Below are 23,976 nucleotides of genomic sequence, written 5' to 3'. Positions count from 1 at the left end.
GGCCGTTACCCTTTGGGGCGGGCGGCTTTTTCGGCAATTCCGCTGACGCCCTGACGGCGCGCAAGCTCGGCCAGGACATCTTCCAGCGCCACGTCTCGCGCGGCCAGCATGACCAGCAGGTGGTACAGCACGTCTGCGGCTTCGGCGGTCAGCTTGGCCTGATCGCCCTTCGTGGCTTCGATGATGGCTTCGATGGCTTCTTCACCAAATTTCTCGGCGCATTTCTCGGGACCCTTTGCAAGCAGCTTGGCTGTCCAGCTTGAATCGGGATCCGCCCCTTTACGTGCCTCAATCGTGGCAGCAAGGTCGTGTAGAATACTCATGTCAGCCTCATCGGAATGCCAGCGGCGGCCATATGTTCTTTGGCTTCGCGGATCGTGTATTCGCCGAAATGGAAGATCGAGGCAGCAAGCACCGCACTCGCGCCGCCTTCGGTGACGCCTTCGACAAGATGGTCCAGATTGCCGACACCGCCGCTTGCGATCACGGGCACGTCCACAGCATCGGAAATCGCACGGGTCAGGGGCAGGTTGAAACCAGCTTTGGTGCCGTCGCGATCCATCGAGGTCAGCAGGATTTCTCCGGCGCCTTTGGCGACAACGGTTTTTGCGAATTCTACCGCGTCAATGCCCGTGGGCTTGCGTCCGCCATGGGTGAAAATCTCCCACTTGCCGGGACTGACCGTCTTGGCGTCTATGGCGCAGACGATGCACTGGCTGCCGAATTGATCTGCCGATTCCGCGATTACGTCGGGATTGGCAACGGCAGCCGAGTTGAAGCTGACCTTGTCTGCCCCGGCCAGCAACAGGGCGCGTACATCATCTTTGGTCCGAACGCCGCCGCCGACTGTCAGAGGTACAAAGCACTGCTCGGCCGTGCGCTGTACCACGTCGAACATGGTGCCGCGGTTTTCGTGGGTGGCGTGGATATCCAGAAAACAGATCTCGTCCGCGCCTGCGGCGTCATACGCCTTGGCCGATTCCACGGGATCGCCGGCATCGCGCAGACCGACGAAATTCACGCCTTTGACCACGCGGCCATCGGCAACATCAAGGCAGGGAATGATCCGGGTCTTCAGCATCTGATCGTCCTTCTTTGCCGGACCTTTACCGACAAAGCGCCGCTGATGCCACAGACGTTTTGACGCCCATGGCCCGGATCGCACCGGCCATGGGCAGCGCAGGTGTCCTGCTTTAGTGATCCCGGTTCTTCAGCAGTTTCAGCGCCGAGAGCAAGTTTGCCTTGTCATCGGTCCACGGCTGCGCGCCGTCGGTTTCAACGACTTGCCAGTTTCCGTCCTGCACAAAACTCTCAATTCGGGATTTGTCCGGGCTCAGGATCACAACGCTGCTGGTGGCGGCTCCGGTTTCAACCTGTTCTTCACCCACGGCCAGCCGTTGATGCGCAGCTGTCAGGTTCAAACTGTCGGCAATTCGTGCCAAAGGCTGGACCAGATCGTAGAACCGGTTCGTGATGTGGAACACCAGAACCCCATCGTCGGTCAGGCGGCTCGTGTACATTTCTACCGCCTCCCGTGTGATCAGGTGAAGCGGAATCGCGTCCGAGCTGTAAGCATCCAAAACCAGGATATCGAAGGCAAATGGCCTTTGCTTCAGGACGATCCGGGCATCACCCAGATGGGTTTCTGAATCGGGCGTGCATTCAGACAGATAGGTGAACAGCGAAGGGTCGCGTGCGATCTGGTCTACAGTCGCGTCGATCTCGAAGAAGTCCCAGTTTTGCGAAGGCTGCCGGTAACAGGCCAGCGCCCCTGTTCCCAGACCAACTATTCCGATGCTGCTGGATTGTTTGCCGAAATCTGACGTGATGACCTGCGCCATTGGTCCCTCGGGGTGATAATAGGACAGCGGTGTGGGCCGAGTGCCATATTCGGATTCGCGTTGCCAGCCATGCACCGTGGTGCCGTTCTTGTAGACGCGGTAGCCCTCACTTGAATACACCGAATGCACACCAAAGAAGCTGCGATCTTCGAACACCGGATTGTTCTTTACTGCAAATGCAGGCAGCAGAACGACGGCAAGAACCACCGGGATACGCAAGGCCTGAGTCCGGAACAGGTACAGTACTGCAAATATCAGCACGAACAGGGCGCCTGCGCGCGGAATGTCCGCGCTCATGGCCGCGACGCCCCGTGTCGCACCCGCGATGACGAGGATGAAAACACTTGCCGCAATGCCCATGATGACGTGGCGAAGGGCAAATCCCGGCGCGCGGACAAGGAATAATCCTCCGGCCAGGATCATGGTGATTGGCGCCTCCAACTCACGTGTGAAGACAATTGGCGCAACGATCGAGTTGAACAACCCGCCAATCGCTCCGCCCACGGAAAGGGCAATGTAGAACACGGTCAACTGCTCGGCTGACGGACGCATGTCGTAAAGCAGGCGATGTGCAAAAAGAGCGATGACGAACAACACCGGGACATAGAGCAGGATGACCACCGGCGCGTCATGTTCGCTGACCACTTTGGACACCAGTACGACACCCGCCGCCAGCGCCGCCAACATAGGCAGGTTCAAAGTGTCAAGCGTCAGGTGTTTCCATTTGGCGAAGGCAATGATGAAGGACAGGATGTAGACCGCCAGCGGAACGACCCAGATCAGCGGGAGAGCACCAAGGTCCGTGCTGACCCGCGTTGTGAAGGACAGCATCAATGAGGAGGGAATGAATGCGACGAACACCCAGATAGCTATTTGCCGCAGGGTGGGGAAACTGGCTTTAAGTGCTGTTTGCACCGACGACTCTGTGTGACGTGACCCCCGCAGGGCGATCATGCCACTGCCAAGCAAGAGCGCCCCGAACAGCACAAAGCCGAACAGCCACACGCGGCTGATCTCAGCGGCCCCAAAAAATGGGTCTGCAACCAGGGGGAAAGCCAGCAACGCCAGCAATGATCCGACATTACTGGCGCTGTAAAGGAAATACGGATCATCCGCCGACGGTCCGCCCGACTTGGCGTACCATGACTGCAACAGGGGCGCATTTGCCGACAACACTGCAAAAGGTACACCTACACCTACGGCGAACAGGCCAAGCGTTTGCACTGCGGTCGAGGTCGTGGCGTTATAGCTCCAGCTTTCGCTGGTGGACAGCGGCAGGAAAGTCAGCGCTGCGACCCAGAGGGCAAAATGGGTAACGATCTGCCAGCGCAAGGGCAGAAATTTGGTCAAAAGATGTGCGTACACATATCCGAGAATCAGCACCACTTGGAAAAACAGCATGGCGGTGGTCCAAACTGCCGGCGCACCGCCAATCTTGGGAAGAACCAGCTTGGCAAAAAGCGGCTGGACAAAGAAAAGCAGACTCGCGCTTGTGAAAATCGCCGCGCAGAAGATCGCAATGGTTGCTGATCTGAATCTGGACGTGTTGGGAACGTCTAGGTTCGAAATACTCACGTTTGGCACCCGGGTTGTTGTGTTTGACGAGGGAATTAAGCAGGGATTCCGCCCGAATTATGGCTCAACGCAGTAAAATGTTTGGCTTTTGGTCGGATTGTTCGCAAAAGCAAGGGTAAAATGGGCATCTCCAACTCAGGCAAGGCTTTGCTGATGCCAGACTTGTGATTGTCAGATTTCCAAAACCTGTGAGAATTGGGGTGAATTTTATAGAAGGAAAACCGATATGCGTACTTTGATACTGGCTTCAATTCTTTCGTTCGGAGGGGCTCTTGCCGCCATGGCTGACGACATCATCAAAGTTCAAACGAATAAATCCGTAGTCGAGGCGCTGGATGATCTGGAGGCAGCGGTAGGCAACGCAGGAGCCACGGTGTTCGCCCGCATCGACCACGCGGCGGGGGCGGAAAAGGTCGGAACGCCCATCCCGGCCAATCAAGTGCTGATTTTCGGCAATCCTGCGCTGGGAACGCCGGCCATGCAGATCGATCCGCGTGCGGGGTTGTTCCTGCCGCTCAAGGTGCAGGCATATGAGGACGGCAACGGTCAGGTCTGGCTGGCCTATGAAGATCCCAAAGAGACGATGGATGAACTGGATGACGTCGAAAAATCACCCGTCATCGAGAAAATGCGCGGCGCACTGGCCAAGCTGACCGCCGCCGCTGCGGGTTAAGACCTTTTTGGTTATGCGCTTGCGCTTTTCACACGCGCAAGCGCGTTTCGCGCGATCAGGATGTGAAACGGCAGGATCGCAGCAAGGTACAGTCGCCCACCCCAATTGTGACGATGTACCCAGGTGGCCAGCGAGATTCGGCCGTTTTCTGACAGGATTGAGACACGAAAATCCAGATGGCGGTCGTTGAATCCTGCAATCACTTCGGCCTCACCATCATATTCAACCGGAAAAATCCCCAGCTTGTCCGCAGCCTCAGGTCCTTTCGAACTGAGGCCGAAAGGTGCGACCAACGCGCCACGTAATCGCACCAGCGCCATCGTCCATGCCGGAAACGCGGTAATGATTTCTGCGGCTCGACGAGGCGAGAGTTCCGATTCGACGCTGAAGCAGTCAAGAAAATCGCCGTCTTTATACCGTTTGTGCAGCAGGCTTTGCGCGGACAAATCAGAACGCTTTACAGGCGAATGGAACATTGAACTATTCTCTGAGAGTTGTCAGAGCCTCTTTCAGATCAATCGCCCCATCATAAAGCGCACGTCCGGAAATGGCACCGTTCAGGGCTGCGCCACAATCGCGCAGGGCGATCAGATCGGCGATCGATGACACGCCACCGGATGCGATAACAGGAATGTCTACCGTTCTGGCGAGGTCTGCCGTGGCCTCGATATTGGGGCCCTGCATGGCGCCGTCACGGTTGATATCTGTGTAGATGATCGCGGCCACGCCCGCGTCTTCGAAGCTGCGGGCCAGATCAGTCACCTGAACATTGGTTTCTTCGGCCCAGCCTTTTGTGGCCACCATGCCGTTGCGCGCGTCGATGCCCACGGCGATCTTGCCCGGGAACGCCTTGGCGGCTTCACGCACCAAGTCAGGGTTTTCGACGGCAACCGTGCCCAGAATAACCCGCGCCAGACCCTTTTCGACCCAGGTTTCGATGGTCGCCATGTCACGGATGCCGCCGCCCAATTGCGCGGGCACATTGCAGGTTTCCAGAATCGCCTCGACCGGGGCGGCGTTGACCGGTTCACCCGCGAAGGCACCGTTCAGATCGACCAGATGCAGCCACTCGCACCCGGCCTCGACAAAGGCGCGCGCTTGTGCCGCCGGGTCTTCGTTGAACACGGTGGCCTTGTCCATGTCACCGCGCAGAAGGCGCACGGCATTGCCGTCTTTAAGGTCGATGGCGGGGTAGAGGATCATGTCGGGCGGCCCTATATCACTGTTACACGCGCGGGATATCGCACAGGCAGGGCAGGGGATGCAACGCGACGCTGGGTCATTCTTGCCCGTCGCTGAATGCCGGGTCAGACTGCCCTCAAAACAGGGAGAAAACTATGAAGAGATTTACTTTTGCAGCGGGTTTGATGTTTCTCGCAACCGGCGCGATGGCTGCAGATCCCGTCGACGGTCTGTGGAAGACTGCACCCGGTGATACCGGCGGCTATCTGCACGTGACGATTTCCGAATGCGGTAGTGCGATCTGCGGAACCATCGACAGCGCGTTTGATGCGGATGGCAACGAGCAGCTGGAATATGAAAACCTCGGTAAGAAGATCATCTGGGACATGGTGCCCGAGGATGGCGGAAGCTATGACAGCGGCAAGATCTGGGCACCGGACCGGGACAAGACATACAATTCGAAAATGTCGCTGGACGGCCAGAACAAACTGACCGTCAAAGGGTGTGTGGCGGGCGGTCTGATCTGCCGCGGACAAACCTGGACGCGTGTTCAGTAGGCCTCAGGGTTTCCAGGTCAGGAAGTTGCCCAGCATGCGCAGGCCAACGTCCTGACTTTTCTCGGGGTGGAACTGCATTCCAACCATCGTGTCGCGGCCAATGACGGCCGTGACTTCCTGCCCGTAGCCCACATAGGCTAATCGCTGTGCCGGGTCGGATACGCGGAAGTGGTAAGAGTGGACGAAATAGGTGTGATCGCCGGATTTCACCCCGTTGAACACCGGGTGATCGCTGTCCAGAACAAGATCGTTCCAGCCCATATGCGGCACTTTCAGCGCTGTGTCTGACGGTTCGATCCTGACGACATCGCCGGAAATCCAGTCCAGACCATCCGTTTCGCTGTATTCATGGCCTTTGGTTGCCATCAACTGCATGCCCACACAGATGCCCAGAAACGGGCGGCCTTTCTGTTCGACCGCCTCGACCATCGCGTCATAAATACCTTTGTGACCACGCAGCTCGGCGGCGCATGCCGGAAACGCTCCGTCGCCGGGCAAGACCAAACGATCCGCGCGTGCCACAGCATCCGCGTCCGAGGTGACGACAACCTCACCCGCGCCGACCTCTTGCGCCATGCGCTGAAACGCTTTTTCCGCCGAGTGCAGGTTGCCGCTTTCGTAGTCGATGATGGCGGTCAGCATTTACAACGCGCCTTTGGTCGACGGAATCGCGTCTGCCTTGCGCGGATCGGTTTCGACGGCGTCGCGCAGCGCGCGCGCAACGGCCTTGAATGCAGCCTCGGCGATGTGGTGGCTGTTGAAGCCGTGCAACTGGTCGATATGCAGCGTGATGCCGCCATGGGTGCTGAGAGCCTGAAAGAATTCACGCACAAGCTCTGTGTCAAACGCGCCGATTTTCTGTGTCGGCAGCTCCACATTCCAGATCAGGTAGGGGCGGCCCGACAGGTCCAGCGCACAGCGCACCTGAGCGTCATCCATCGGCAGGTGGCATTCGCCATACCTCCGAACACCTTTCTTGTCGCCCAGAGCTTGCGTCAGTGCCTGCCCCAGCGCGATGCCGGTATCTTCGACCGTGTGGTGGTCGTCGATGTGGTAATCGCCCTTGGCTCGGATCGTCATGTCGATCAGTGAATGACGTGCCAACTGGTCCAGCATGTGGTCAAAGAAGCCTACGCCGGTCTGGTTGTCATACTGGCCGGTGCCGTCCAGATTGACCTCGACCGAAATTTCGGTCTCGGCGGTCTGACGGCTGATCTTTGCGCTGCGCATGGGCGAATTCCTTTTGCTACAGGCGCGCTTATAGACGGGGTTGGGCCAGTTGATCCAGTGCCCGCGTCGCGATCGCTTCAAACTGTTGCAGGGGATTGCACCCAGGTCCGCGCCATGCCAGCCTGCCGGAAACTCGATTCAAAAGGCCCGGCTCATGTCCACCTGCGTTTTCATACAAATCCGTTGCAAACCCGGTACCACCTACAAGGTCGCCGAAGAGATTGCGTTACGCGAAATTCACTCGGAACTCTATTCCACCAGCGGTGAGTATGATCTGATGCTCAAGCTCTATATCCCCGAAACCGAGGATGTGGGCCATTTTATCAACGAGCACCTGCTGGTGATTCCAAACATTGAGCGGTCGCTGACCACGATGACGTTCAAGGCGTTCTAGCCCAACTCAAACGTCGTTACGCCAAAGATGCGAGTCAGGTCGATATCGGGTTCGTGATCGGAATACATTCGGGCCGTTTCGAACACCTTGTCCAGCCCAAGCTCGTCGGCCAGCGCAAAAGCAGCTGTGTTGGGCTGAGGCATATCGACGAAGACCTCGTGTTCGCTGTGGTCTTCAGGAATTGCCTCCAAAAGTGCCCGCAGCAAAGCCTTCGCAATTTTGGACGTATCTGCGAACAGCGGGCCAACCTTATAGCCGGTGAGGCAGGGGCGCAGAGTCGCGTAGCCTCGGATTTTGCCATTCTCAGTGTAGAGTTTCGAGACATGGCTAAAGGCACTCAACCAGCTTTCCAGAAACAGATCGCGCGGGGCAGGGAATAGCTTGCGGTCGTAAGCTTTCAGGTCATCAGATGCGCTGTTCAGATCGGTTATGTGGTCAATCGGCGCGGTGCCCAACTTCGCTAAAACCCGTGTCTTCGTCCCGGAAAAACGGTAGTTGTTGTAGGCGAAGGTGAAGCCGGATTTGCGATAGTTTTCCTGTTGTTCCACCACACCATCCAGACCCATATTCCGGCCGGTGCAATGCGCCAGCGCGTGTCGCGCAATCTCAAGCCCGTGTCCATGATGCCGGAAATCAGGTTTTACGATGTAGAAACCAAGAAACGAAAACGCGTCGTTGTAATTAACTGCCGAAACCGAGGCGATCATCTCACCATCCAGGAACCCGCCCAGAAACCCTTCCGGGTCGGTCGGGCGAAAGCATTCGGCATCGTGGAGGCCCGGATTCCATCCCTCACGCCCAGCCCAATCCACGGCGTGTTGGACTTCTTCGCGGGTCAGAGGGCGGATGATGTAATCAGACATGGGTAATGATCCTATAGTGCGCAATGCAGCCAGAATGGCGCAACGCTCTACAAAGAACCAGCTTGTTTGGTGAGTTTGGTATCTGGAGCGGGCGAGGCGATTCGAACGCCCGACCCTAACCTTGGCAAGGTTATGCTCTACCCCTGAGCTACGCCCGCATCAGATACATATGTGGTCCAAAGACCTCTCAATGGAGCGGGCGAGGCGATTCGAACGCCCGACCCTAACCTTGGCAAGGTTATGCTCTACCCCTGAGCTACGCCCGCGCCGTTGAGTGAGGAGGGATGTATAAATTCCCACGCGGGGCTGCAAGCGGAAAAACACAAAAAAGAGGAAAAATCTTTCGACGGAACCCGGCTTCCGGTCCGTTCAATCTCAAACGCAGATCAAAAAAGGACATGGGTGGAAGGGCTTTCATGATATCCGTTGCAGACATGAAGATAATGGCGCTGGCCGCAATGATTCTGCTGGTCACTGCGATGCCAGAACCGGACAATCACGCACACAATCGGATCACGCCCGTTTTGTTGAAAGCGCCCTATGTGATGACGACGGATCTGACGGGATAGCATCCGCCAGCCAACCTATAGCGCCAGAATCAGGTTTGTGATGGCCGCAATCAGAATGGCCAGGAAAGTCAGGCTCATGCCAGCCTGCCGCAGGATGACGATCTGGGGCGTGCGCCCAAATCCGTATGCGTGCAAAAGACGCCCGGCCAGCAACATCAAGCCCAGTCCATGCAAAATCAACCCACCTGCGCCCTGCAACTCTACCATAGCAATCAGCAAAAGGGCGATTGGGGCGTATTCGGCGCAATTTGAATGTGTCCTTATCGCCTTGATCATCAATTTGCTGCCCCCATCCCCGACAGAGATTTTATCGCTGCGGCGCTGCAGGATCACTTTGACGCTGAGTGCAACGTAAAGGATAGCAATCAGGGCCGCATAGATCGGGGTGATAGCAAGCATGGTGTTTCTCCGGTTCAGTATAGAAAAAGGGCCGCGTGGTTTCCCGCGCGGCCCTTTGAACTGTAACCGGTTCGTCAGCTTATTCCAGCTCGACCAGAAGGTCCTTTGCGTCAATCTGGCCGCCGGGCTGCACATGAACGGCCTTGACGGTCGCATCGCGCTCGGCGTGGATTCCCGTTTCCATCTTCATCGCCTCAATGGTCAGCAACATGTCGCCTTCCTTGATCTGTTGACCCGCAGTCACTGCGACGGTGGCCACAACACCCGGCATCGGCGCGCCGATATGATCCGGGTTGCCAACCTCGGCCTTGGGGCGCGCTTGCGTGCTTGACGTGACCATCCGGTTCGGAACCCGGATCACGCGCGGCTGGCCGTTGAGTTCAAAGAACACTTTGACCTCGCCCTTTTCATCCGTTTCGCCAGTGGCCTGACAGCGGATTTCCAGCGTCTTGCCGGGGTCGATTTCCGCCGTGATCTCTTCACCGGGCTCCATGCCGTAGAAGAAAGTGCGCGTAGGCAGGGTACGGACCGGGCCGTAAATCCGGTGACGTCCCATGTAGTCCAGGAACACCTTGGGATACATCAGGTATCCGTTCAGATCCTCGTCATCGACCTCTTTGCCTTCCAGTTGCTTGGACAGCTCTACGCGGGTGGCCTCAAGATCAACCGCAGTCACGTCCTTGCCGGGGCGTTCGGTGTTGGGGGCTTCGTCCTTAAGCACCTTCTTGATGATGGTGTCCGGAAAACCGCCCGGAGGCTGACCCAGATTGCCACGCATCATGTCCACGACCGAGTCCGGGAAGGCCACGTCGGTATCGGGGTCCTCGACCTGTTCGCGGGTCATGTTCTGGCTGACCATCATCAGCGCCATGTCGCCAACGACCTTGGAAGACGGCGTTACCTTCACGATGTCACCGAACATCTGGTTCACGTCAGCATACATCTGCGCCACTTCGTGCCAGCGCTCTTCCAGACCCAGGCTGCGCGCCTGTGCCTTGAGGTTGGTGAACTGACCGCCGGGCATCTCGTGCAGATAAACTTCCGAGGCCGGAGCCTGCAGGCTCGACTCGAACGCCGCATACTGGCCTCGGACGACCTCGAAGTAATCGCTGATTTCACGGATCGCCTTGATGTCCAGACCGGTGTCGCGGTCTGTGTGGCGCAGCGCTTCGACCACCGTACCCAGCGTCGCCTGGCTGGTGTTGCCCGAGAAGCTGTCCATCGCGCAGTCAACAGCATCCACGCCCGCCTCGGACGCGGCCAGAATGGTCGCGCTGGCAATACCGGCAGTGTCATGTGTGTGGAAGTGTATCGGCAGCCCGACCTCTTCTTTCAGCGCGCGGATCAGGATCTTGGCCGCGGCGGGTTTCAGCAGGCCCGCCATGTCTTTCAGGCCCAGAATATGCGCGCCGGCGTCGCGCAGCTCTTTCGCCATGCCGACATAGTATTTCAGGTCGTACTTGGCACGGTCCGGGTCAAGAATATCGCCAGTGTAACAGACGGTACCTTCACAAATCTTACCGGTTTCGACGACCGCATCCATCGCCACGCGCATGTTCTCGACCCAGTTCAGCGAGTCGAAGACACGGAACACGTCAATTCCTGTCGCCGCCTGACGCACGAACTCCTGCACCACGTTATCAGGGTAGTTCGTATACCCCACTCCGTTTGCGCCGCGTAGCAGCATCTGGGTCATCAGGTTCGGCATCGCCTCTCGCAGGTCGCGCAGGCGCTGCCATGGACATTCCTGCAAGAAGCGGTAGGCGACGTCGAAGGTCGCACCGCCCCAGCACTCGACCGAGAACAGCTGCGGCAGGTTCGCCGCATAGGTCGGGGCCACTTTGATCATGTCGATTGACCGCATCCGGGTCGCCAACAGAGACTGGTGCCCGTCGCGCATGGTGGTGTCGGTGATCAGCAGTTGGCGCTGCGCTTTCATCCAGTCTGCCACCGCCTGCGGGCCCTTCTGCTCCAGCAGGTTGCGTGTACCCATCTGCGGTTCGGCTTTCAGCGCGGGCGGCTTGGCCTCTTTCAGATCAGCGCGCGGTTCGGGGCGGTCCTTGGTCTCGGGATGTCCGTTCACCGTGATGTCGGCGATATAGGTTAAAACCTTGGTGCCCCGGTCGCGGCGCTTCTTGAAGGTGAACAGCTCGGGCGTGGTGTCGATGAACTTGGTGGTGTATTCGTTCGACAGGAAGGTCGGGTGCTTGAGCAGGTTGATGACGAAATCGATATTGGTGCTGACACCACGAATACGGAATTCTCGCAAGGCACGGTCCATCCGGCTGATCGCTTTTTCGGGCGTCGGGGCCCAAGCGGTAACCTTGGTCAGCAGCGAGTCATAATACCGGGTGATCACACCACCCGCATAGGCCGTCCCGCCATCCAGGCGAATACCCATACCGGTGGCCGAGCGATACGCGGTGATGCGGCCATAGTCGGGGATGAAGTTGTTCTGCGGATCTTCCGTCGTGATGCGGGTCTGCAGCGCGTGGCCGTTCAAATGCACGTCTGCCTGGCTTGCAGCGCCGGTCGCCTCTGCCAGAGGTTTGCCCTCGGCGATCAGGATCTGCGCCTGCACAATGTCAATGCCGGTGACTTCTTCGGTGACGGTGTGTTCCACCTGCACACGAGGGTTTACTTCGATGAAATAGAATTTGCCGGTTTCCATATCCATCAGGAACTCGACGGTTCCGGCACATTCATAGTTCACATGAGCGCAGATCTTGCGGCCCAGTTCGCAGATTTCGGCGCGCTGTTCGTCGCTCAGATACGGAGCAGGGGCGCGTTCAACGACTTTTTGGTTCCGGCGCTGGACCGAGCAGTCGCGTTCATAGAGGTGATAGATTTCACCGTGTTTGTCACCCAGGATTTGCACCTCGACATGGCGCGCGCGGATGATCATTTTCTCCAGATAGCCTTCGCCATTGCCGAAGGCGGCCTCTGCCTCGCGACGGCCTTCCAGGACTTTCTCTTCCAGTTCTTCTTCCGACTGGATCGGGCGCATGCCGCGCCCGCCGCCGCCCCAGGACGCCTTGAGCATCAGCGGGTAACCGATCTCGGCGGCCTCCTTGCGGATCGCGTCCATGTCATCGCCCAGAACTTCGGTGGCAGGAATAACCGGAACACCTGCTTCGATGGCTACGCGTCGCGCGCTGGCCTTGTCGCCGAGCGCGCGCATGGTGTCCGCCTTTGGACCAATGAAGGTGATACCGTTCTTGACGCAGGCATCGACGAAATCCGGGTTCTCGGACAGCAGGCCATAGCCCGGGTGGATCGCGTCGGCACCACATTGCTTGGCAACACGGATAATCTCGTCGATCGAAAGATACGCGGCGACCGGCCCCATGCCTTCACCGATCTGATACGCCTCGTCCGCCTTGAACCGGTGCAGGCCCAGTTTGTCTTCTTCAGCGTAAACGGCGACGGTTCGTTTTCCCATTTCGTTTGCTGCGCGCATGACGCGGATGGCAATCTCGCCGCGGTTGGCGATCAGGATCTTGTTGAAGTCTGTCATGATAGGTCCCGGACTTTCGTGTATAGGCGTCTTATTGGGCGGAGAATACGCACGCGTATATCCGTTCTTCTGGGTAGAACCGGCATGTTAACGCTCGCAAACGCCCTTTGGTCGCAGTGCCTTTATACTCATGCCGCGTCGCAGCATCAAATATTTAACGTTAACTCTCAATCTGACACAGGCTTGCCAATCCCATCTGCCCCATATTCGCGTGCAGATCCTGTCTCAGGATATCGATGACATGTGCGGGCCCTTGTGCGCCAAGTGCGGCGAGTCCATACAAAAAAGCACGCCCGAGCATGACGAAATCCGCGCCAAGTGACATTGCCCTCAAGATATCCAGACCGCCTTCGACGCCACTGTCGAAGATCAGGGGCAGGCGGGTCGCATCCCGGATAGAGGGAAGAACCTCAATACTGGCCGGGGCCGCGTCAAATTGACGACCGCCATGATTCGACACCCACAAGGCGTCGACACCAACCTGTTCTAACCTGCTCGTATCCTCCGGGCGCAGGACGCCTTTCAGGACAAGCGGCCCGTCCCAATGGTCGCGCAGCCATTTGACATACTCCAGGTCTGGCGATGTTCGAAGCAGGTATCCGACATGTGCAGTCGGGGGCAGATCTCCGGGGTTTTCAATATACTTGTCCAGCGTTCGCATGTGCGGCACACCGTTGCGCAGCATGCCCATCGCCCAGGCGGGTCTCTGGGCGATCTGCGCCAGCACGCGCGGGGTCAGCTTTGGCGGTTGCCGCAAGCCCGATCGTCTCTGCCTTTCCCTGCGTGATGCGACGGGAACATCCGCTGTGAGAACCAGGGTTTTGAACCCGGCCTTGCGGACCCGGTTCAGCAGGTCCTTTCGAATATCCGGATCTCGGGGCGGATAAAGCTGGAACCAGGCATTGTCCCCAAGATGCGGTGCCATGTCTTCGGGGCTTTGGCTGGCTACTGTCGACAGAGTGTAGGGAATACCCGCCTTTGCGGCCGCGCTGGCAAGCAGCTGTTCCGCGCGGGGCCAGACCAGCCCGGACATTCCGATCGGTGCGATTCCGAATGGCAACGGATACGGAGCCTCAAGAAACGTCTTTGACGTATCAAAGTCCAGCTCGCCGTGCAGGATCGAGGGGCAGAGGCGCACGTCATCCAGGGCTTGGCGGTTCCGGTGCAGTGTCGTTTCCATCCCGGTTCCACTGTCGATATACTCCCACACGAAATGCGGCAGGCGACGGCGCGCACGGTGTTTCAGATCCGGTATGCCGGGATAGGTGCTGTGCAAGTCCATGCAGATTGATCCGACCTGCCATGCGATTCGGCAAGTTTATTAAGCTGCATCCTTAGATGGTTGCTGGCTTTCAGGTGACGTACGTTGGGCCTGGTTCTTGGTGCCACTTGAGACATGCACTTGGTTGCGGCCCTTGTCCTTGGCGACATAAAGCGCATCATCGGCCGCGCGCAGCAGGTCCTGCGGCATGGTGCCGTGGGCCGGGTAATGTGCGACCCCAAGCGATATCGTAATGCGCGGCAATGCCTTCTCACCATACCGTACGGATACAGCCTCGACCGCCTGGCGCAGCTGTTCGGCGCGGGTCATGGCATCTTCGGGGCTGTTGTCAGGCAGGATCAGCATAAACTCCTCACCACCGATGCGGCAGGCGACTTCGTCCCGGTCGCAACCTTGCTCCAAGGCGGCGCCGACTGCGCGCAATACCATGTCGCCAGCATCATGCCCGTGAGTATCGTTGAACTTCTTGAAGTGATCCACGTCCACTGCGATCAGGCTTAGTGCAGCGCCCGTCTGCTGGCTGCGGCTGATGGACTTGCGCAGCATCTCGGTCATATGGCGGCGATTGAACAGCCCGGTCAGCGGGTCTCGTACCGATTGGTCATGAAGTTGATCCCGCATCCGGACATTGGCGATCGCCATACTGATCTGTTCGGCGCACAATTGGGCCAACTTGCGGCTCTTGTTGAAGCAGTCTTCGCGCCCCTCAAGTGCCCGAAGATGCAAGAGGCCAACGGTTTCCCCATGGGCTAGAATGGGAAAGCAGAAATAGGGCCGACCGTCATGCGGTTCGGCGTGTTCGCAGACAAAATCAATCTCGGATGCGCCGAACTCATAGGTCCGGCCGCGTCGCAAGCCCCAGCATCCTTCGGGATGAATGTGAGATTTATGAGTTCCACCGTTCCAGCTTGCGCAGCCATCCAGCACGTCGCGTGAGTTGGAGTAGACATACACACTGCCTTCGGCCTCTGGCAGGATATGGGTCATGAAGCGAGACACCATGTCGAACAGTTCATCCAGCGATCGGCTTGATTGCAGCCATTCGTTCAATTCACCCAGCAGGCGGACCTCGCGGGCAAGGCGCATCTGTTAGTCCATCAGTTCCCGCTCTTTTATGGCCCGTTTGCGCAGATCGCGAACCTGTCGACGATTGGTACGATGAACAATCAGGATAACTGTCGTCAGCGCCAGCAGGGCTATCCCGCTGAGCAGCGCCAGGGACAGGCGAACACGGGTGATGAACAGGTTCCGCAGGTCCGTAATGTCAGAATAGAACTCGATGGCGCCCAGGAACGTCGCATCCTTGATGATCGGCGTGTAGACCTCGGCCACATGGCGGCTGCTCAGTTCCGTATCCCGGGAATCGCCGACAACAAAGGAATCAACTTCGGCAATCGGCTTCTCTTCGTGTTTGTAATAAAGACCCCCGGCGGCGACGATCGACTGGAAATAGGGTTTCGTATTCACGAACCCGACGTCGCTTGCACGGGTCGACCAGAACACTTGCCCCGAAGCATCAAACAGCTTGAAGCGGTAAATGTCCGTGGTTTCGGGCAGTAGCTCCAAAAACACCTGGTCATGCTCGGTCAGTGCGTGAAAACGGAATGTCTGGCCAAGATCGTTCAGATGGCTTTCGATCTGGCGGCTCATCCGCATCGCGTTTTTTCGCAGGTCTGCTTCCAGCATGCGATCAACCACTGGCGCCGGGGCGGCATAGATCCCCCAGCCCGCTGCTGCCGTCAGCGCGAGCAGCATCAGGGCCACGCCCATCATTTTAAGCCTCGTGGACTGACCTGTCAGTTCCGCCTGTTTCATATGTCCGCTCCCACAACACTCTGACAAGCATCCCAGTCTGGATTTGACAGAGAGTTAACAGGGGCGCAGGGCTATGGCGTCTTTGTTTAGAATTAAATGTAAAAAGAAGTGCGAAAAGTCTGCGAACAAGCCGTGAACAAACCCTTTCCCTTCGCGCTTTTCCAGCGTAGTTTGGGGCAATGAGCAGTTTTGACGAAATGGACGCCTTCGAGGGCGCATCGCTGTCGACGCGGGCAATGGCTGCGCGCCCTTCGCCCTATCTGGATGAGCTGAACCCGGCACAGCGCGATGCTGTCGAGCGGCTGGACGGTCCGGTTCTGATGCTGGCCGGGGCTGGCACCGGCAAGACCAAGGCGCTGACGGCTCGGATCGCACATCTTCTCAACACTGCGCGCGCGCGTCCGAATGAGATTCTGTCGGTCACGTTCACCAACAAGGCCGCGCGCGAGATGAAAGAACGGGTTGGCCGCCTGCTGGGACAGCCCGCCGAGGGGATGCCATGGCTGGGTACGTTTCATTCGATCTGCGTCAAACTGCTGCGCCGCCATGCGGAACTGGTCGATCTGAAATCGAACTTCACCATTCTGGATAAGGACGACCAGATTCGCCTGCTCAAGCAATTGGTGCAGGCCGCCAATATCGACGACAAGCGCTGGCCCGCGCGGATGCTGGCCGGCATCATCGACGACTGGAAGAACCGCGCTCTGACACCTGACAAGGTGCCCACTGCCGATGTCGGGACCTACAACAACAAGGGCGTCGAGCTTTACGCTCAATACCAGACCCGCTTGCGCGAGCTGAATGCGGTGGACTTCGGCGATCTGCTTCTGCACATGGTTACGATCTTCCAGACCCATCAGGATGTTCTGGAGCAATACCAACGCTGGTTCCGTTATATCCTCGTGGATGAGTATCAGGACACCAACGTCGCCCAATATCTGTGGCTGCGCCTGCTGGCCGGGGGGCACAAGAACATCTGTTGCGTCGGCGATGACGATCAGTCGATCTATGGCTGGCGCGGGGCCGAGGTGGGCAACATCCTGCGCTTCGAAAAGGACTTTCCCGGCGCGTATGTGGTGCGACTGGAACAGAACTATCGCTCGACCCCGCATATTCTGGCGGCTGCGTCGAACGTCATTCGGGGCAATGAAAACCGTCTGGGCAAAGAGCTCTGGACCGATGCCGAGGAAGGCCACAAGGTCAACCTGATAGGCCATTGGGATGGTGAGGAAGAGGCCCGCTGGATCGGCGAGGAGATTGACGCGATGCAGGGCGGTACGCGGGGTATTCGCCCTATGAACCTCGACGAGATCGCCATCCTCGTCCGAGCCTCGCACCAGATGCGGGCCTTCGAGGACCGGTTCCTGACCATCGGTCTGCCCTACAAGGTGATCGGCGGCCCCCGATTCTATGAACGGATGGAGATCCGCGATGCCATGGCCTATTTCCGGCTTGTGGTCAGCCCCGAGGATGATCTGGCGTTCGAGAGAATCGTGAACACGCCAAAACGCGGACTTGGTGACAAGGCGCAGCAGACAATTCAGATGACAGCGCGTGAGAACGGGGTGTCTCTGATCGACGGCGCGCGGATTTCAGTCGACAATGGGCTGATCAAGGGCAAGGGCGGCAAGGCGCTGCGCGAGTTCATCGACGGTCTGGCGCGTTGGAATGCGATGACGCGTGGACCACGGATTGAAGTGGACGACGAGTCCGTGATCGATGACGGTTCACCCATGCGGTTCGGTGCGCCCGAACACACGCATATCGAGCTGGCGCAGATCATCCTCGACGAATCCGGTTATACGGCCCATTGGCAGAACGACAAGACGCCCGAAGCTCCGGGGCGCCTTGAAAACCTAAAGGAACTGGTCAATCAGCTGGACAATTTCGAGAACCTGCAAGGGTTTCTGGAGCATGTCAGTCTGGTGATGGACAACGAGCAGGACAGCGACGGGGCCAAGGTCTCGATCATGACCCTTCACGCGGCCAAGGGGCTGGAGTTTCCCGCCGTCTTCCTGTCGGGATGGGAGGACGGGTTGTTCCCCTCGCAACGGTCAATGGACGAATCCGGCCTCAAGGGGCTCGAGGAGGAACGTCGCCTGGCCTATGTTGGCATCACCCGTGCCGAGGAGGTGTGCACGATTTCTTTTGCCGCCAACCGGCGGGTGTTCGGGCAGTGGCAGAACTCCATGCCATCCCGGTTCATCGACGAATTGCCGGAAGATCACGTTGAGGTGCTGACTCCTCCGGGTCTTTATGGTGGCGGTCAGCACACTGCGGGCATTGAAACGCGTGCGGTCGAAGCCAATGTCTACAACTCGCCGGGCTGGAGGCGGTTGCAGGCGCGGCAGGGGCAGCATGGCATGTCGCAACCCAAAGAAAGCCGGAACACGGTCATCGACGCCACCGCAGTGGCCAGTTTCACACTGGGCGAACGGGTGTTCCACCAGAAATTCGGCTATGGTGCGGTGATCGGGATCGAGGGTGACAAGGTCGAGGTCGACTTCGACAAGGCCGGCACCAAGAAAGTGGTCTCGCGTTTTCTGAGCAACAAGGATGACGTCCCGTTCTGAGGCGTCATATCCCTTCGACCAGAATCAGATTGGTTGCGGCGGTGGCCTGCCAGATCTTAGCCAGTTCGATGTATTCCGGGTCGTCTTTCCAGGCTTTCGCCGCCGCAAGGTCCGGAAACTCCATCAATACAATCCCGCCGTCGGGCCAAACGCCTTCGATCCGTTCGACCGGTTTGGATGAGATTGTCAGCAAGCGGCCTCTGTGGCGGTCGAAAATCGGCATGAAGCCAGCCAGATAATCCTGATGCCCGTCCGGGTCGTGGATGTCGATCTGCGTGATGAAATAGGCTGCTATAACGTCCTCCGGATCAGAAATCAGGACGCTGTTTTACACCCCTGCTCGAAAAATAAAAAAAACGGCGGTTCCCAGGGAGGAGGAGGGGAACCGCCGTCTTGTCAACATCAGAGCAGGGAGGAGGAGAGCCCCGATGTATTCGTGCCCGGGTTTGAGCCCGGTATGAGGAAGACGCGGCGACGTCAGGGAGGAGGAAGACGTCGCCGCGCGCTTTCAACATCGAGGCAGGGAGGAGGAGAGCCCCGATGTATCAGGATCCGGCGGGTTGGGGCCGGTATAGGGTGCGGCAACGTCAGGGAGGAGGAAAGACGTTGCCGCTGATTACAGACCCTAAGGGAGGAGTAAGGGCCTGATCTCAGTATTCGTGGCGCGCTTATTGCGCGATGTGATCGTTGGCGGCCTGCATGGCCACCCGGCGGATCATGGACCGATGCAGGCCCAGATCGGCCAGTTCACGATCCGACAGCCCTGCCAGTTCATTGACGGTCTGGCGATACATACGATAGCGGGTAAAGCGCGTCTTAGCGTTCTCCACCATGGCTGCGATTCCGAACGCCGGTGCGCTCTTGGGTGCTGTATGTGTGCTTGCGACTGCCATGCTCATCATCCGTGTCTATTTGCTTTGCCGATAACGTTCGGCCCTTGCTTGAGATTGAAAATAGGCAAATGCTGCAATTGCACAATAGGTCGCGTCGTCAATGCTGCTATGCAGCAAGCGCATAGATTGGTTCAGTTTTTTGCCTCGACTGGAAATGCGCCTTGAAAAATTGGGCATTACCCTGGGTCACTGGTGATGGCGCAAACATGGCCTTCTGGCGGCTTGCCCTCTAATTGAGCGGTGTTGGCTGGAATTTGGGCGAATAAACAACTCGGGTAGCTCCCGTGAGAGAAGCGGCAAGGCGAAGCGTGGCGCTTCACCAGCCCCTGAAGCTCAGTTTGCCGGTTTCAGGTTGCGGCGCGTGCAGCCGGAGATCCGCGGGAATTCATGGGCAGGTGTGGTTTCCGAGGGCTCATGTCGCCGAAAACGCGCACGAACTTCGAACGATTCTGTGAGGCCGCAGCACAAGGACACGCAGTATTTCCACCCTTCGCGGCGGATTTCAAATTATTTCGGGAAATCATGGGAAAAAAGTTTTACGCCTCAAATTATCTATATATAGAGGTTGGGTCGTCGTATTCTTCCACAAGTGGTGTCATTACGTTCCGATTTTAGAGTGATACTGTGTCTTGAGTGTGTTTCATGGGGTGCGGTTCGTAAAATTCCTGTTGATTTCCATGAATTCCCATGGCATCCCTTGTACATCCGATGAGGACGAGGCAGCAGGGGCACCAAACGACCCCGACCAAAAATAATCAGGTTTCATACAGGCATCTCGCTTTCATCAATCAAGAGATCCGGCGCGCGGGCGAGCAGACATCCCCCCAGGTGGCGCGTGCAGCTGGACATCCCGCGAAGCGGGTCAATGCGGCGGGTTGATCAGTGGCAGCAGATCAACCCGCCGTTTTTCATCCGGGGGAACGTGAATTTCAAGTGGGGCGCAAGCGAAAGGGACAGTCGTCTTGGCGCGCAGGTTTAGAGGTGAAAGCCACCATAAGGTGGACACGAAGGGCAGGGTCTCGATCCCGGCCTCGTTTCGCCGTGTGCTTGAAGCGTCCGATCCCAACTGGCAGCCCGGAGACAATCCAGAGCTTGTGATCGTCTACGGCGATCATCGCCGCAAATTCCTTGAATGCTATACCATGCAGGCCATTGACGAGGTTGATGCCAAGATTGATGCCTTGCCGCGCGGGTCAATGCAGCGCCGAATGTTGCAGCGCATGTTCCATGGTCAGTCCTTTCCGACAAATGTGGATGAAACCGGGCGTCTGGTGTTGCCTGCCAAGCTGCGCAACAAGATCGGCCTTGAAGGTGAGGCGTTCTTTATCGCCGCCGGTGATACATTTCAGATCTGGAAGCCCGAGACCTACGAAGTCGAGGAGCTGGCCAAAACCGAAGAATGGATTAACGATCTGCCAGAGGACTTCGATCCTATGCAGTTCCTTGATGGCACCGAGGATGCGTAACGGCATGGCCGGCGCTGAGATCTCCTCCGACAAACCTCACGTTCCCGTTCTGTTGCGCCCCCTGCTGGCCGCAGTCGCACCTGTGTCCGGCGTCTGGCTGGACGGCACCTTCGGCGCAGGCGGGTACACCCGCGGATTGCTGGAGGCCGGGGCAGACAAGGTCATCGGTGTTGATCGTGATCCGCTGGCTTTTGATATGGCGTCAGAATGGGCGGGCGCCTATGGCGACCGGCTGGTGATGCAGCCCGGTGTGTTTTCTCGTTTGGACGAATATGCGCAGGATCTGGATGGCATTGTGCTGGACCTTGGCGTTTCCTCAATGCAATTGGATCAGGCCGACCGTGGATTTTCCTTCATGAAGGATGGCCCCTTGGACATGCGCATGAGCCAGGAGGGCGAAAGTGCCGCCGATCTGGTCAGCACCGCAACCGAGGCGCAGCTGGCCGACATCCTGTTCCACTATGGTGAAGAACGCGCCAGCCGACGGATTGCCAAGGCGATTGTCAAAGCCCGCGCGGAAGAGCCGATCACCACGACCCTGCGTCTGGCCGAGATCATCGAATCCTGCCTGCCACGTCCGAAACCGGGGCAATCCCACCCGGCCACGCGCAGCTTTCAAGGGCTGCGGATCGCCGTGAATGCAGAATATGAAGAACTGTTTCAGGGGTTGATGGCCGCTGAGCGCGCATTGAAGCCTGGCGGGCAACTGGCTGTTGTCACATTCCACTCCATCGAAGACCGGATGGTGAAACGGTTCTTTCAGTCCCGCGCAGGCAAGACGGGGCGTGCGAACCGCTATGCGCCGGAAATTGAACAGGAACAGCCCCAATTCACGTTGAAAACCCGCAAGGCGGTGGGTCCTGACGAACAGGAATTGCGGGAAAACCCGCGTGCACGGTCAGCCAAACTGCGCGTGGCAATACGAACAGAGGCTCCGGCGGGGGAAATCGAATCGCGGGCCATCGGGATGCCGCAACTGGGGGGAAGGGCAAGATGAAGAGTGTTTTGTATGTGTTGACTGCTCTGTCCGTATTCGGCCTTGCCTTGTGGGCCTATCAGGAAAACTACCGAACCCAACAAGTGGTAAAGGAAACGCAGTCTTTGCAGCGCGAGATCGGAATGGCACAGGTGCGGCTGGCCGTTCTGGACGCGGAATGGGCCTATCTGAACCGCCCGGACAGGCTGCGCGAACTGGCCGACCTGAACTTTGAGCGCCTTGGCCTGCTGCCTTTGCGGGCCGAACAGTTCGGACGTGCGGATCAGATCGCCTATGCCGAAGACCCGGACCTGCCCGTGGTTGATCCGATTGAATTGCAGGCCATCACCGATATTCAGGCTTTGGGCGAGGTGCAGATTCCATGACACGCACCCCTTTGCGCCCCCTGGCCCGAATCCTTGATGCCCGCGCCCGGGGCGAAAACCCCAAGGCAATCGAACGTGAGAACATCCGCAAGCGTCACGAAGAGATGAAAGATCGCGCCCGCGCCCGCGCCGAAGGGCGTTTGCTGGTGCTTGGTCTGTTCTTCTTCTGCGCTTTTTCAGTCGTTGGTGTCCGCATGGGCATGTTGGCAACCTCAGAAGCACAAGAGCCACTGGCCAGCGCGCCGGGGGCGGCGATTGCCATGCAGCGCGCCAATATCGTCGATCGCGAAGGGCGCATACTGGCCACCAATCTGGACACTTATTCCGTCTACGCGCAGCCCCCTCTGATGATCGACCCCGGGGCGGCCGCGGACCAGCTGGTCGCGATCTTTCCTGATCTGGACAAAGAGCGGCTGATCAAAGACTTCACCAGCAATCGCAAATTCCTGTGGATCAAGAAACGCATTTCGCCCGAGCAGAAGCAGGCCGTGCATGACATCGGCGATCCGGGCATCCTGTTCGGCCCGCGAGAAATGCGGCTTTACCCCAACGGGCGGCTGGCCGCTCATATCCTGGGCGGGTCCGGTTTTGGGCGTGAAGGCGTCAGCGCCGCCGAAGTGATCGGCGTGGCCGGTGTGGAAAAGCAGTTCGACGACTATCTGCGCGATCCGGCCAATGGCAACAAGCCTCTGCAACTGTCGCTGGACCTGACCATTCAGGCCGCAGTTGAACAGGTTCTCTATGGCGGCATGAAGATCATGAATGCCAAGGGGGCCTCGGCCGTTCTGATGAACGCGCATACGGGCGAGGTCATTTCAGCTGCTTCGCTACCTTCTTTTGATCCGAATGACCGTCCGCGCCCGCCGACCTCGGGCTTTGACCCCTCGGACAGCCCGCTGTTCAACCGTTATGTGCAAGGCGTGTACGAACTGGGGTCCGTTTTCAAGATTTTCACCGCCGCGCAGGCCGTTGAACTTGGATTGGTGAATTCGAACACCACCATCGATACGTCCGGGCCGATGAAGATCGGCCGCTTTCCCATCGGCGAATTCAACGGCAAGAACTACGGCAAGATCAGCGTGGCGGATGTGATCGTCCACAGCTCGAACCGTGGCACGGGGCGTTTGGCTTTGCAAATCGGGGCCAAACGGCAGCAGGAGTTTCTGGACGCGCTTGGCATGTTCGATCCGACCCCTTTCGAGATTGTCGAGGCCAAGGGCGGCGTGCCGCTGAAGCCGAAGAAATGGGGCGAGCTCAGCACCGTGACAATTTCCTATGGCCATGGCCTGTCGACCAGTCCGATGCATCTGGCCGCCGGATATGCGGCGATTGCCAATGGCGGGCATTACGTAAGTCCGACCATCCTGCGCCAGAACGGCTCGCAATACGGGCCTCGTGTCATGTCACAGGACACCGCGCGTCAGGCGCAGAAAATGCTGCGCAAGGTGGTAACGGACGGCACCGCCAGTTTCGCCGAGGTCAATGGCTATGACGTGGCGGGCAAAACCGGTACGGCCGACAAGCCCAAACCGCGCGGCGGGTATTACGACGACAAGGTCATTGCCACCTTTGCGACGATCTTCCCGGCCTACGACCCGCAATACGTTCTGATCGTCACGTTGGACGAGCCTTCGATCGTGGCCTACGGTGAAAAGCGTCGCACGGCCGGTTGGACTGCGGTGCCTGTTGCCGCCGAACTCATCGGTCGCGTCGCACCGTTGTTGGGGCTACGTCCCCGGCTTGAGCCTGAGGCGGGCGCTGCTATAACGCTGACCTCAAACTAGG

25 protein-coding genes and 2 tRNA genes are annotated in these 23,976 nt (G+C 58.3%); 10 read left to right on the top strand and 17 right to left on the bottom strand.

Annotation, left to right across the window (positions count from 1 at the left end; genetic code table 11):
* Positions 1 to 5 precede the first annotated feature (5 nt).
* The 3 genes from AC2FJB_RS02775 to AC2FJB_RS02765 all read right to left on the bottom strand — a co-directional run bounded on the left by AC2FJB_RS02775 (position 6) and on the right by AC2FJB_RS02765 (position 3,242).
* Positions 6 to 323 carry a phosphoribosyl-ATP diphosphatase gene (locus AC2FJB_RS02775; RefSeq protein ID WP_496719096.1) on the bottom strand — a complete coding sequence of 106 codons (318 nt, stop codon included), beginning with the start codon at positions 321 to 323 and terminating at the stop codon, positions 6 to 8.
* Complete coding sequence (gene hisF, locus AC2FJB_RS02770; RefSeq protein ID WP_117872606.1) at positions 320 to 1,081, bottom strand: imidazole glycerol phosphate synthase subunit HisF; 762 nt, start codon at positions 1,079 to 1,081, stop codon at positions 320 to 322. Before hisF ends, AC2FJB_RS02775 begins: the two co-directional genes overlap by 4 nt.
* A 112-nt stretch (positions 1,082 to 1,193) precedes the next feature.
* Positions 1,194 to 3,242: a fused MFS/spermidine synthase gene (locus AC2FJB_RS02765; RefSeq protein ID WP_496719095.1), complete on the bottom strand. Its 2,049-nt coding sequence runs from the start codon at positions 3,240 to 3,242 to the stop codon at positions 1,194 to 1,196.
* On the opposite strand from AC2FJB_RS02765, the gene AC2FJB_RS02760 reads away from it, so the two are divergent.
* Positions 3,241 to 3,492 (top strand): hypothetical protein, encoded by a 252-nt coding sequence (locus AC2FJB_RS02760; RefSeq protein ID WP_496719094.1) that lies wholly within the window; start codon positions 3,241 to 3,243, stop codon positions 3,490 to 3,492. The genes AC2FJB_RS02765 and AC2FJB_RS02760 overlap by 2 nt on opposite strands.
* A gap of 150 nt (positions 3,493 to 3,642) precedes the next feature.
* Positions 3,643 to 4,089 (top strand): DUF302 domain-containing protein, encoded by a 447-nt coding sequence (locus AC2FJB_RS02755; protein ID WP_162896732.1) that lies wholly within the window; start codon positions 3,643 to 3,645, stop codon positions 4,087 to 4,089.
* Positions 4,090 to 4,100: 11 nt separating this feature from the next.
* Here AC2FJB_RS02755 and AC2FJB_RS02750 read toward each other — a convergent pair whose 3' ends face one another.
* The gene (locus tag AC2FJB_RS02750) at positions 4,101 to 4,565 is read right to left on the bottom strand and encodes a DUF2867 domain-containing protein (RefSeq protein ID WP_117868307.1); all 465 of its coding nucleotides are present in this window, start codon (positions 4,563 to 4,565) and stop codon (positions 4,101 to 4,103) included.
* Between the two features lie 4 nt (positions 4,566 to 4,569).
* Positions 4,570 to 5,292: a 1-(5-phosphoribosyl)-5-[(5-phosphoribosylamino)methylideneamino]imidazole-4-carboxamide isomerase gene (hisA, locus tag AC2FJB_RS02745; RefSeq protein ID WP_496719093.1), complete on the bottom strand. Its 723-nt coding sequence runs from the start codon at positions 5,290 to 5,292 to the stop codon at positions 4,570 to 4,572.
* 134 nt (positions 5,293 to 5,426) lie between these two features.
* Between hisA and AC2FJB_RS02740 the strand changes: the two genes are divergently transcribed.
* Positions 5,427 to 5,828: a DUF2147 domain-containing protein gene (locus AC2FJB_RS02740; protein ID WP_117868309.1), complete on the top strand. Its 402-nt coding sequence runs from the start codon at positions 5,427 to 5,429 to the stop codon at positions 5,826 to 5,828.
* Between the two features lie 3 nt (positions 5,829 to 5,831).
* Here the strand turns inward: AC2FJB_RS02740 and hisH are convergent, their stop codons facing one another.
* Positions 5,832 to 6,470: an imidazole glycerol phosphate synthase subunit HisH gene (hisH, locus tag AC2FJB_RS02735; RefSeq protein WP_496719092.1), complete on the bottom strand. Its 639-nt coding sequence runs from the start codon at positions 6,468 to 6,470 to the stop codon at positions 5,832 to 5,834.
* Positions 6,471 to 7,058 carry an imidazoleglycerol-phosphate dehydratase HisB gene (hisB, locus tag AC2FJB_RS02730; RefSeq protein WP_496719091.1) on the bottom strand — a complete coding sequence of 196 codons (588 nt, stop codon included), beginning with the start codon at positions 7,056 to 7,058 and terminating at the stop codon, positions 6,471 to 6,473.
* Between the two features lie 154 nt (positions 7,059 to 7,212).
* On the opposite strand from hisB, the gene AC2FJB_RS02725 reads away from it, so the two are divergent.
* Positions 7,213 to 7,452 carry an Lrp/AsnC family transcriptional regulator gene (locus AC2FJB_RS02725; protein WP_117868312.1) on the top strand — a complete coding sequence of 80 codons (240 nt, stop codon included), beginning with the start codon at positions 7,213 to 7,215 and terminating at the stop codon, positions 7,450 to 7,452.
* Here AC2FJB_RS02725 and AC2FJB_RS02720 read toward each other — a convergent pair.
* The 3 genes from AC2FJB_RS02720 to AC2FJB_RS02710 all read right to left on the bottom strand — a co-directional run bounded on the left by AC2FJB_RS02720 (position 7,449) and on the right by AC2FJB_RS02710 (position 8,581).
* Positions 7,449 to 8,315: a GNAT family N-acetyltransferase gene (locus AC2FJB_RS02720; protein WP_496719090.1), complete on the bottom strand. Its 867-nt coding sequence runs from the start codon at positions 8,313 to 8,315 to the stop codon at positions 7,449 to 7,451. The two genes, AC2FJB_RS02725 and AC2FJB_RS02720, sit on opposite strands and share 4 nt — an antisense overlap.
* An 83-nt stretch (positions 8,316 to 8,398) precedes the next feature.
* A tRNA-Gly gene (locus AC2FJB_RS02715) sits at positions 8,399 to 8,473 on the bottom strand.
* Between the two features lie 33 nt (positions 8,474 to 8,506).
* Positions 8,507 to 8,581 (bottom strand) — tRNA-Gly (locus AC2FJB_RS02710).
* A gap of 150 nt (positions 8,582 to 8,731) precedes the next feature.
* Here AC2FJB_RS02710 and AC2FJB_RS02705 point away from each other — a divergent pair.
* Positions 8,732 to 8,884 carry a hypothetical protein gene (locus AC2FJB_RS02705; RefSeq protein ID WP_162896733.1) on the top strand — a complete coding sequence of 51 codons (153 nt, stop codon included), beginning with the start codon at positions 8,732 to 8,734 and terminating at the stop codon, positions 8,882 to 8,884.
* Positions 8,885 to 8,899: 15 nt separating this feature from the next.
* Here AC2FJB_RS02705 and AC2FJB_RS02700 read toward each other — a convergent pair whose 3' ends face one another.
* From AC2FJB_RS02700 to AC2FJB_RS02680, 5 genes are all read right to left on the bottom strand, one after another.
* Positions 8,900 to 9,283, bottom strand: a complete 384-nt coding sequence (locus AC2FJB_RS02700; protein ID WP_117868315.1) for an MAPEG family protein — start codon at positions 9,281 to 9,283, stop codon at positions 8,900 to 8,902.
* A gap of 79 nt (positions 9,284 to 9,362) precedes the next feature.
* Complete coding sequence (locus AC2FJB_RS02695) at positions 9,363 to 12,800, bottom strand: pyruvate carboxylase (protein ID WP_496719089.1); 3,438 nt, start codon at positions 12,798 to 12,800, stop codon at positions 9,363 to 9,365.
* A 160-nt stretch (positions 12,801 to 12,960) separates the two neighbouring features.
* Positions 12,961 to 14,082, bottom strand: coding sequence for an alpha-hydroxy acid oxidase (locus AC2FJB_RS02690; protein WP_496719088.1), 1,122 nt, complete (start codon positions 14,080 to 14,082; stop codon positions 12,961 to 12,963).
* Between the two features lie 39 nt (positions 14,083 to 14,121).
* Positions 14,122 to 15,168, bottom strand: a complete 1,047-nt coding sequence (locus AC2FJB_RS02685; protein WP_496719087.1) for a sensor domain-containing diguanylate cyclase — start codon at positions 15,166 to 15,168, stop codon at positions 14,122 to 14,124.
* A gap of 3 nt (positions 15,169 to 15,171) precedes the next feature.
* Positions 15,172 to 15,897: a hypothetical protein gene (locus AC2FJB_RS02680; RefSeq protein ID WP_496719086.1), complete on the bottom strand. Its 726-nt coding sequence runs from the start codon at positions 15,895 to 15,897 to the stop codon at positions 15,172 to 15,174.
* Positions 15,898 to 16,076: 179 nt separating this feature from the next.
* Between AC2FJB_RS02680 and AC2FJB_RS02675 the strand changes: the two genes are divergently transcribed.
* A complete protein-coding gene (locus AC2FJB_RS02675) occupies positions 16,077 to 18,470 on the top strand; it encodes an ATP-dependent helicase (protein WP_496719085.1) in 2,394 nt (797 codons plus the stop codon).
* Between the two features lie 4 nt (positions 18,471 to 18,474).
* On the opposite strand, the gene AC2FJB_RS02670 is transcribed toward AC2FJB_RS02675, so the two are convergent.
* Positions 18,475 to 18,750, bottom strand: a complete 276-nt coding sequence (locus AC2FJB_RS02670) for a DUF1330 domain-containing protein (RefSeq protein ID WP_496719169.1) — start codon at positions 18,748 to 18,750, stop codon at positions 18,475 to 18,477.
* Between the two features lie 388 nt (positions 18,751 to 19,138).
* The gene (locus AC2FJB_RS02665) at positions 19,139 to 19,363 is read right to left on the bottom strand and encodes a DUF1127 domain-containing protein (RefSeq protein WP_496719084.1); all 225 of its coding nucleotides are present in this window, start codon (positions 19,361 to 19,363) and stop codon (positions 19,139 to 19,141) included.
* A 962-nt stretch (positions 19,364 to 20,325) separates the two neighbouring features.
* Here AC2FJB_RS02665 and mraZ point away from each other — a divergent pair.
* The 4 genes from mraZ to AC2FJB_RS02645 are packed head-to-tail and all read left to right on the top strand — an operon-like array spanning position 20,326 to position 23,975.
* Entirely contained in the window at positions 20,326 to 20,829 is a 504-nt protein-coding gene (gene mraZ / locus AC2FJB_RS02660) for a division/cell wall cluster transcriptional repressor MraZ (protein WP_117868322.1), read from the top strand.
* A 4-nt stretch (positions 20,830 to 20,833) separates the two neighbouring features.
* Positions 20,834 to 21,826, top strand: a complete 993-nt coding sequence (gene rsmH, locus AC2FJB_RS02655) for a 16S rRNA (cytosine(1402)-N(4))-methyltransferase RsmH (RefSeq protein ID WP_299894793.1) — start codon at positions 20,834 to 20,836, stop codon at positions 21,824 to 21,826.
* The gene (ftsL, locus tag AC2FJB_RS02650) at positions 21,823 to 22,191 is read left to right on the top strand and encodes a cell division protein FtsL (protein WP_117868323.1); all 369 of its coding nucleotides are present in this window, start codon (positions 21,823 to 21,825) and stop codon (positions 22,189 to 22,191) included. The genes rsmH and ftsL overlap by 4 nt, the downstream gene beginning before the upstream one ends.
* The gene (locus AC2FJB_RS02645) at positions 22,188 to 23,975 is read left to right on the top strand and encodes a peptidoglycan D,D-transpeptidase FtsI family protein (RefSeq protein WP_496719082.1); all 1,788 of its coding nucleotides are present in this window, start codon (positions 22,188 to 22,190) and stop codon (positions 23,973 to 23,975) included. Before ftsL ends, AC2FJB_RS02645 begins: the two co-directional genes overlap by 4 nt.
* The last annotated feature ends 1 nt before the right edge of the window (position 23,976 follow it).

This window comes from Ruegeria sp. CDSC085 (genome assembly GCF_059610465.1).
Note: the sequence above shows the minus strand (reverse complement) of the source record. Positions and strands in the feature narration are given on the sequence as shown.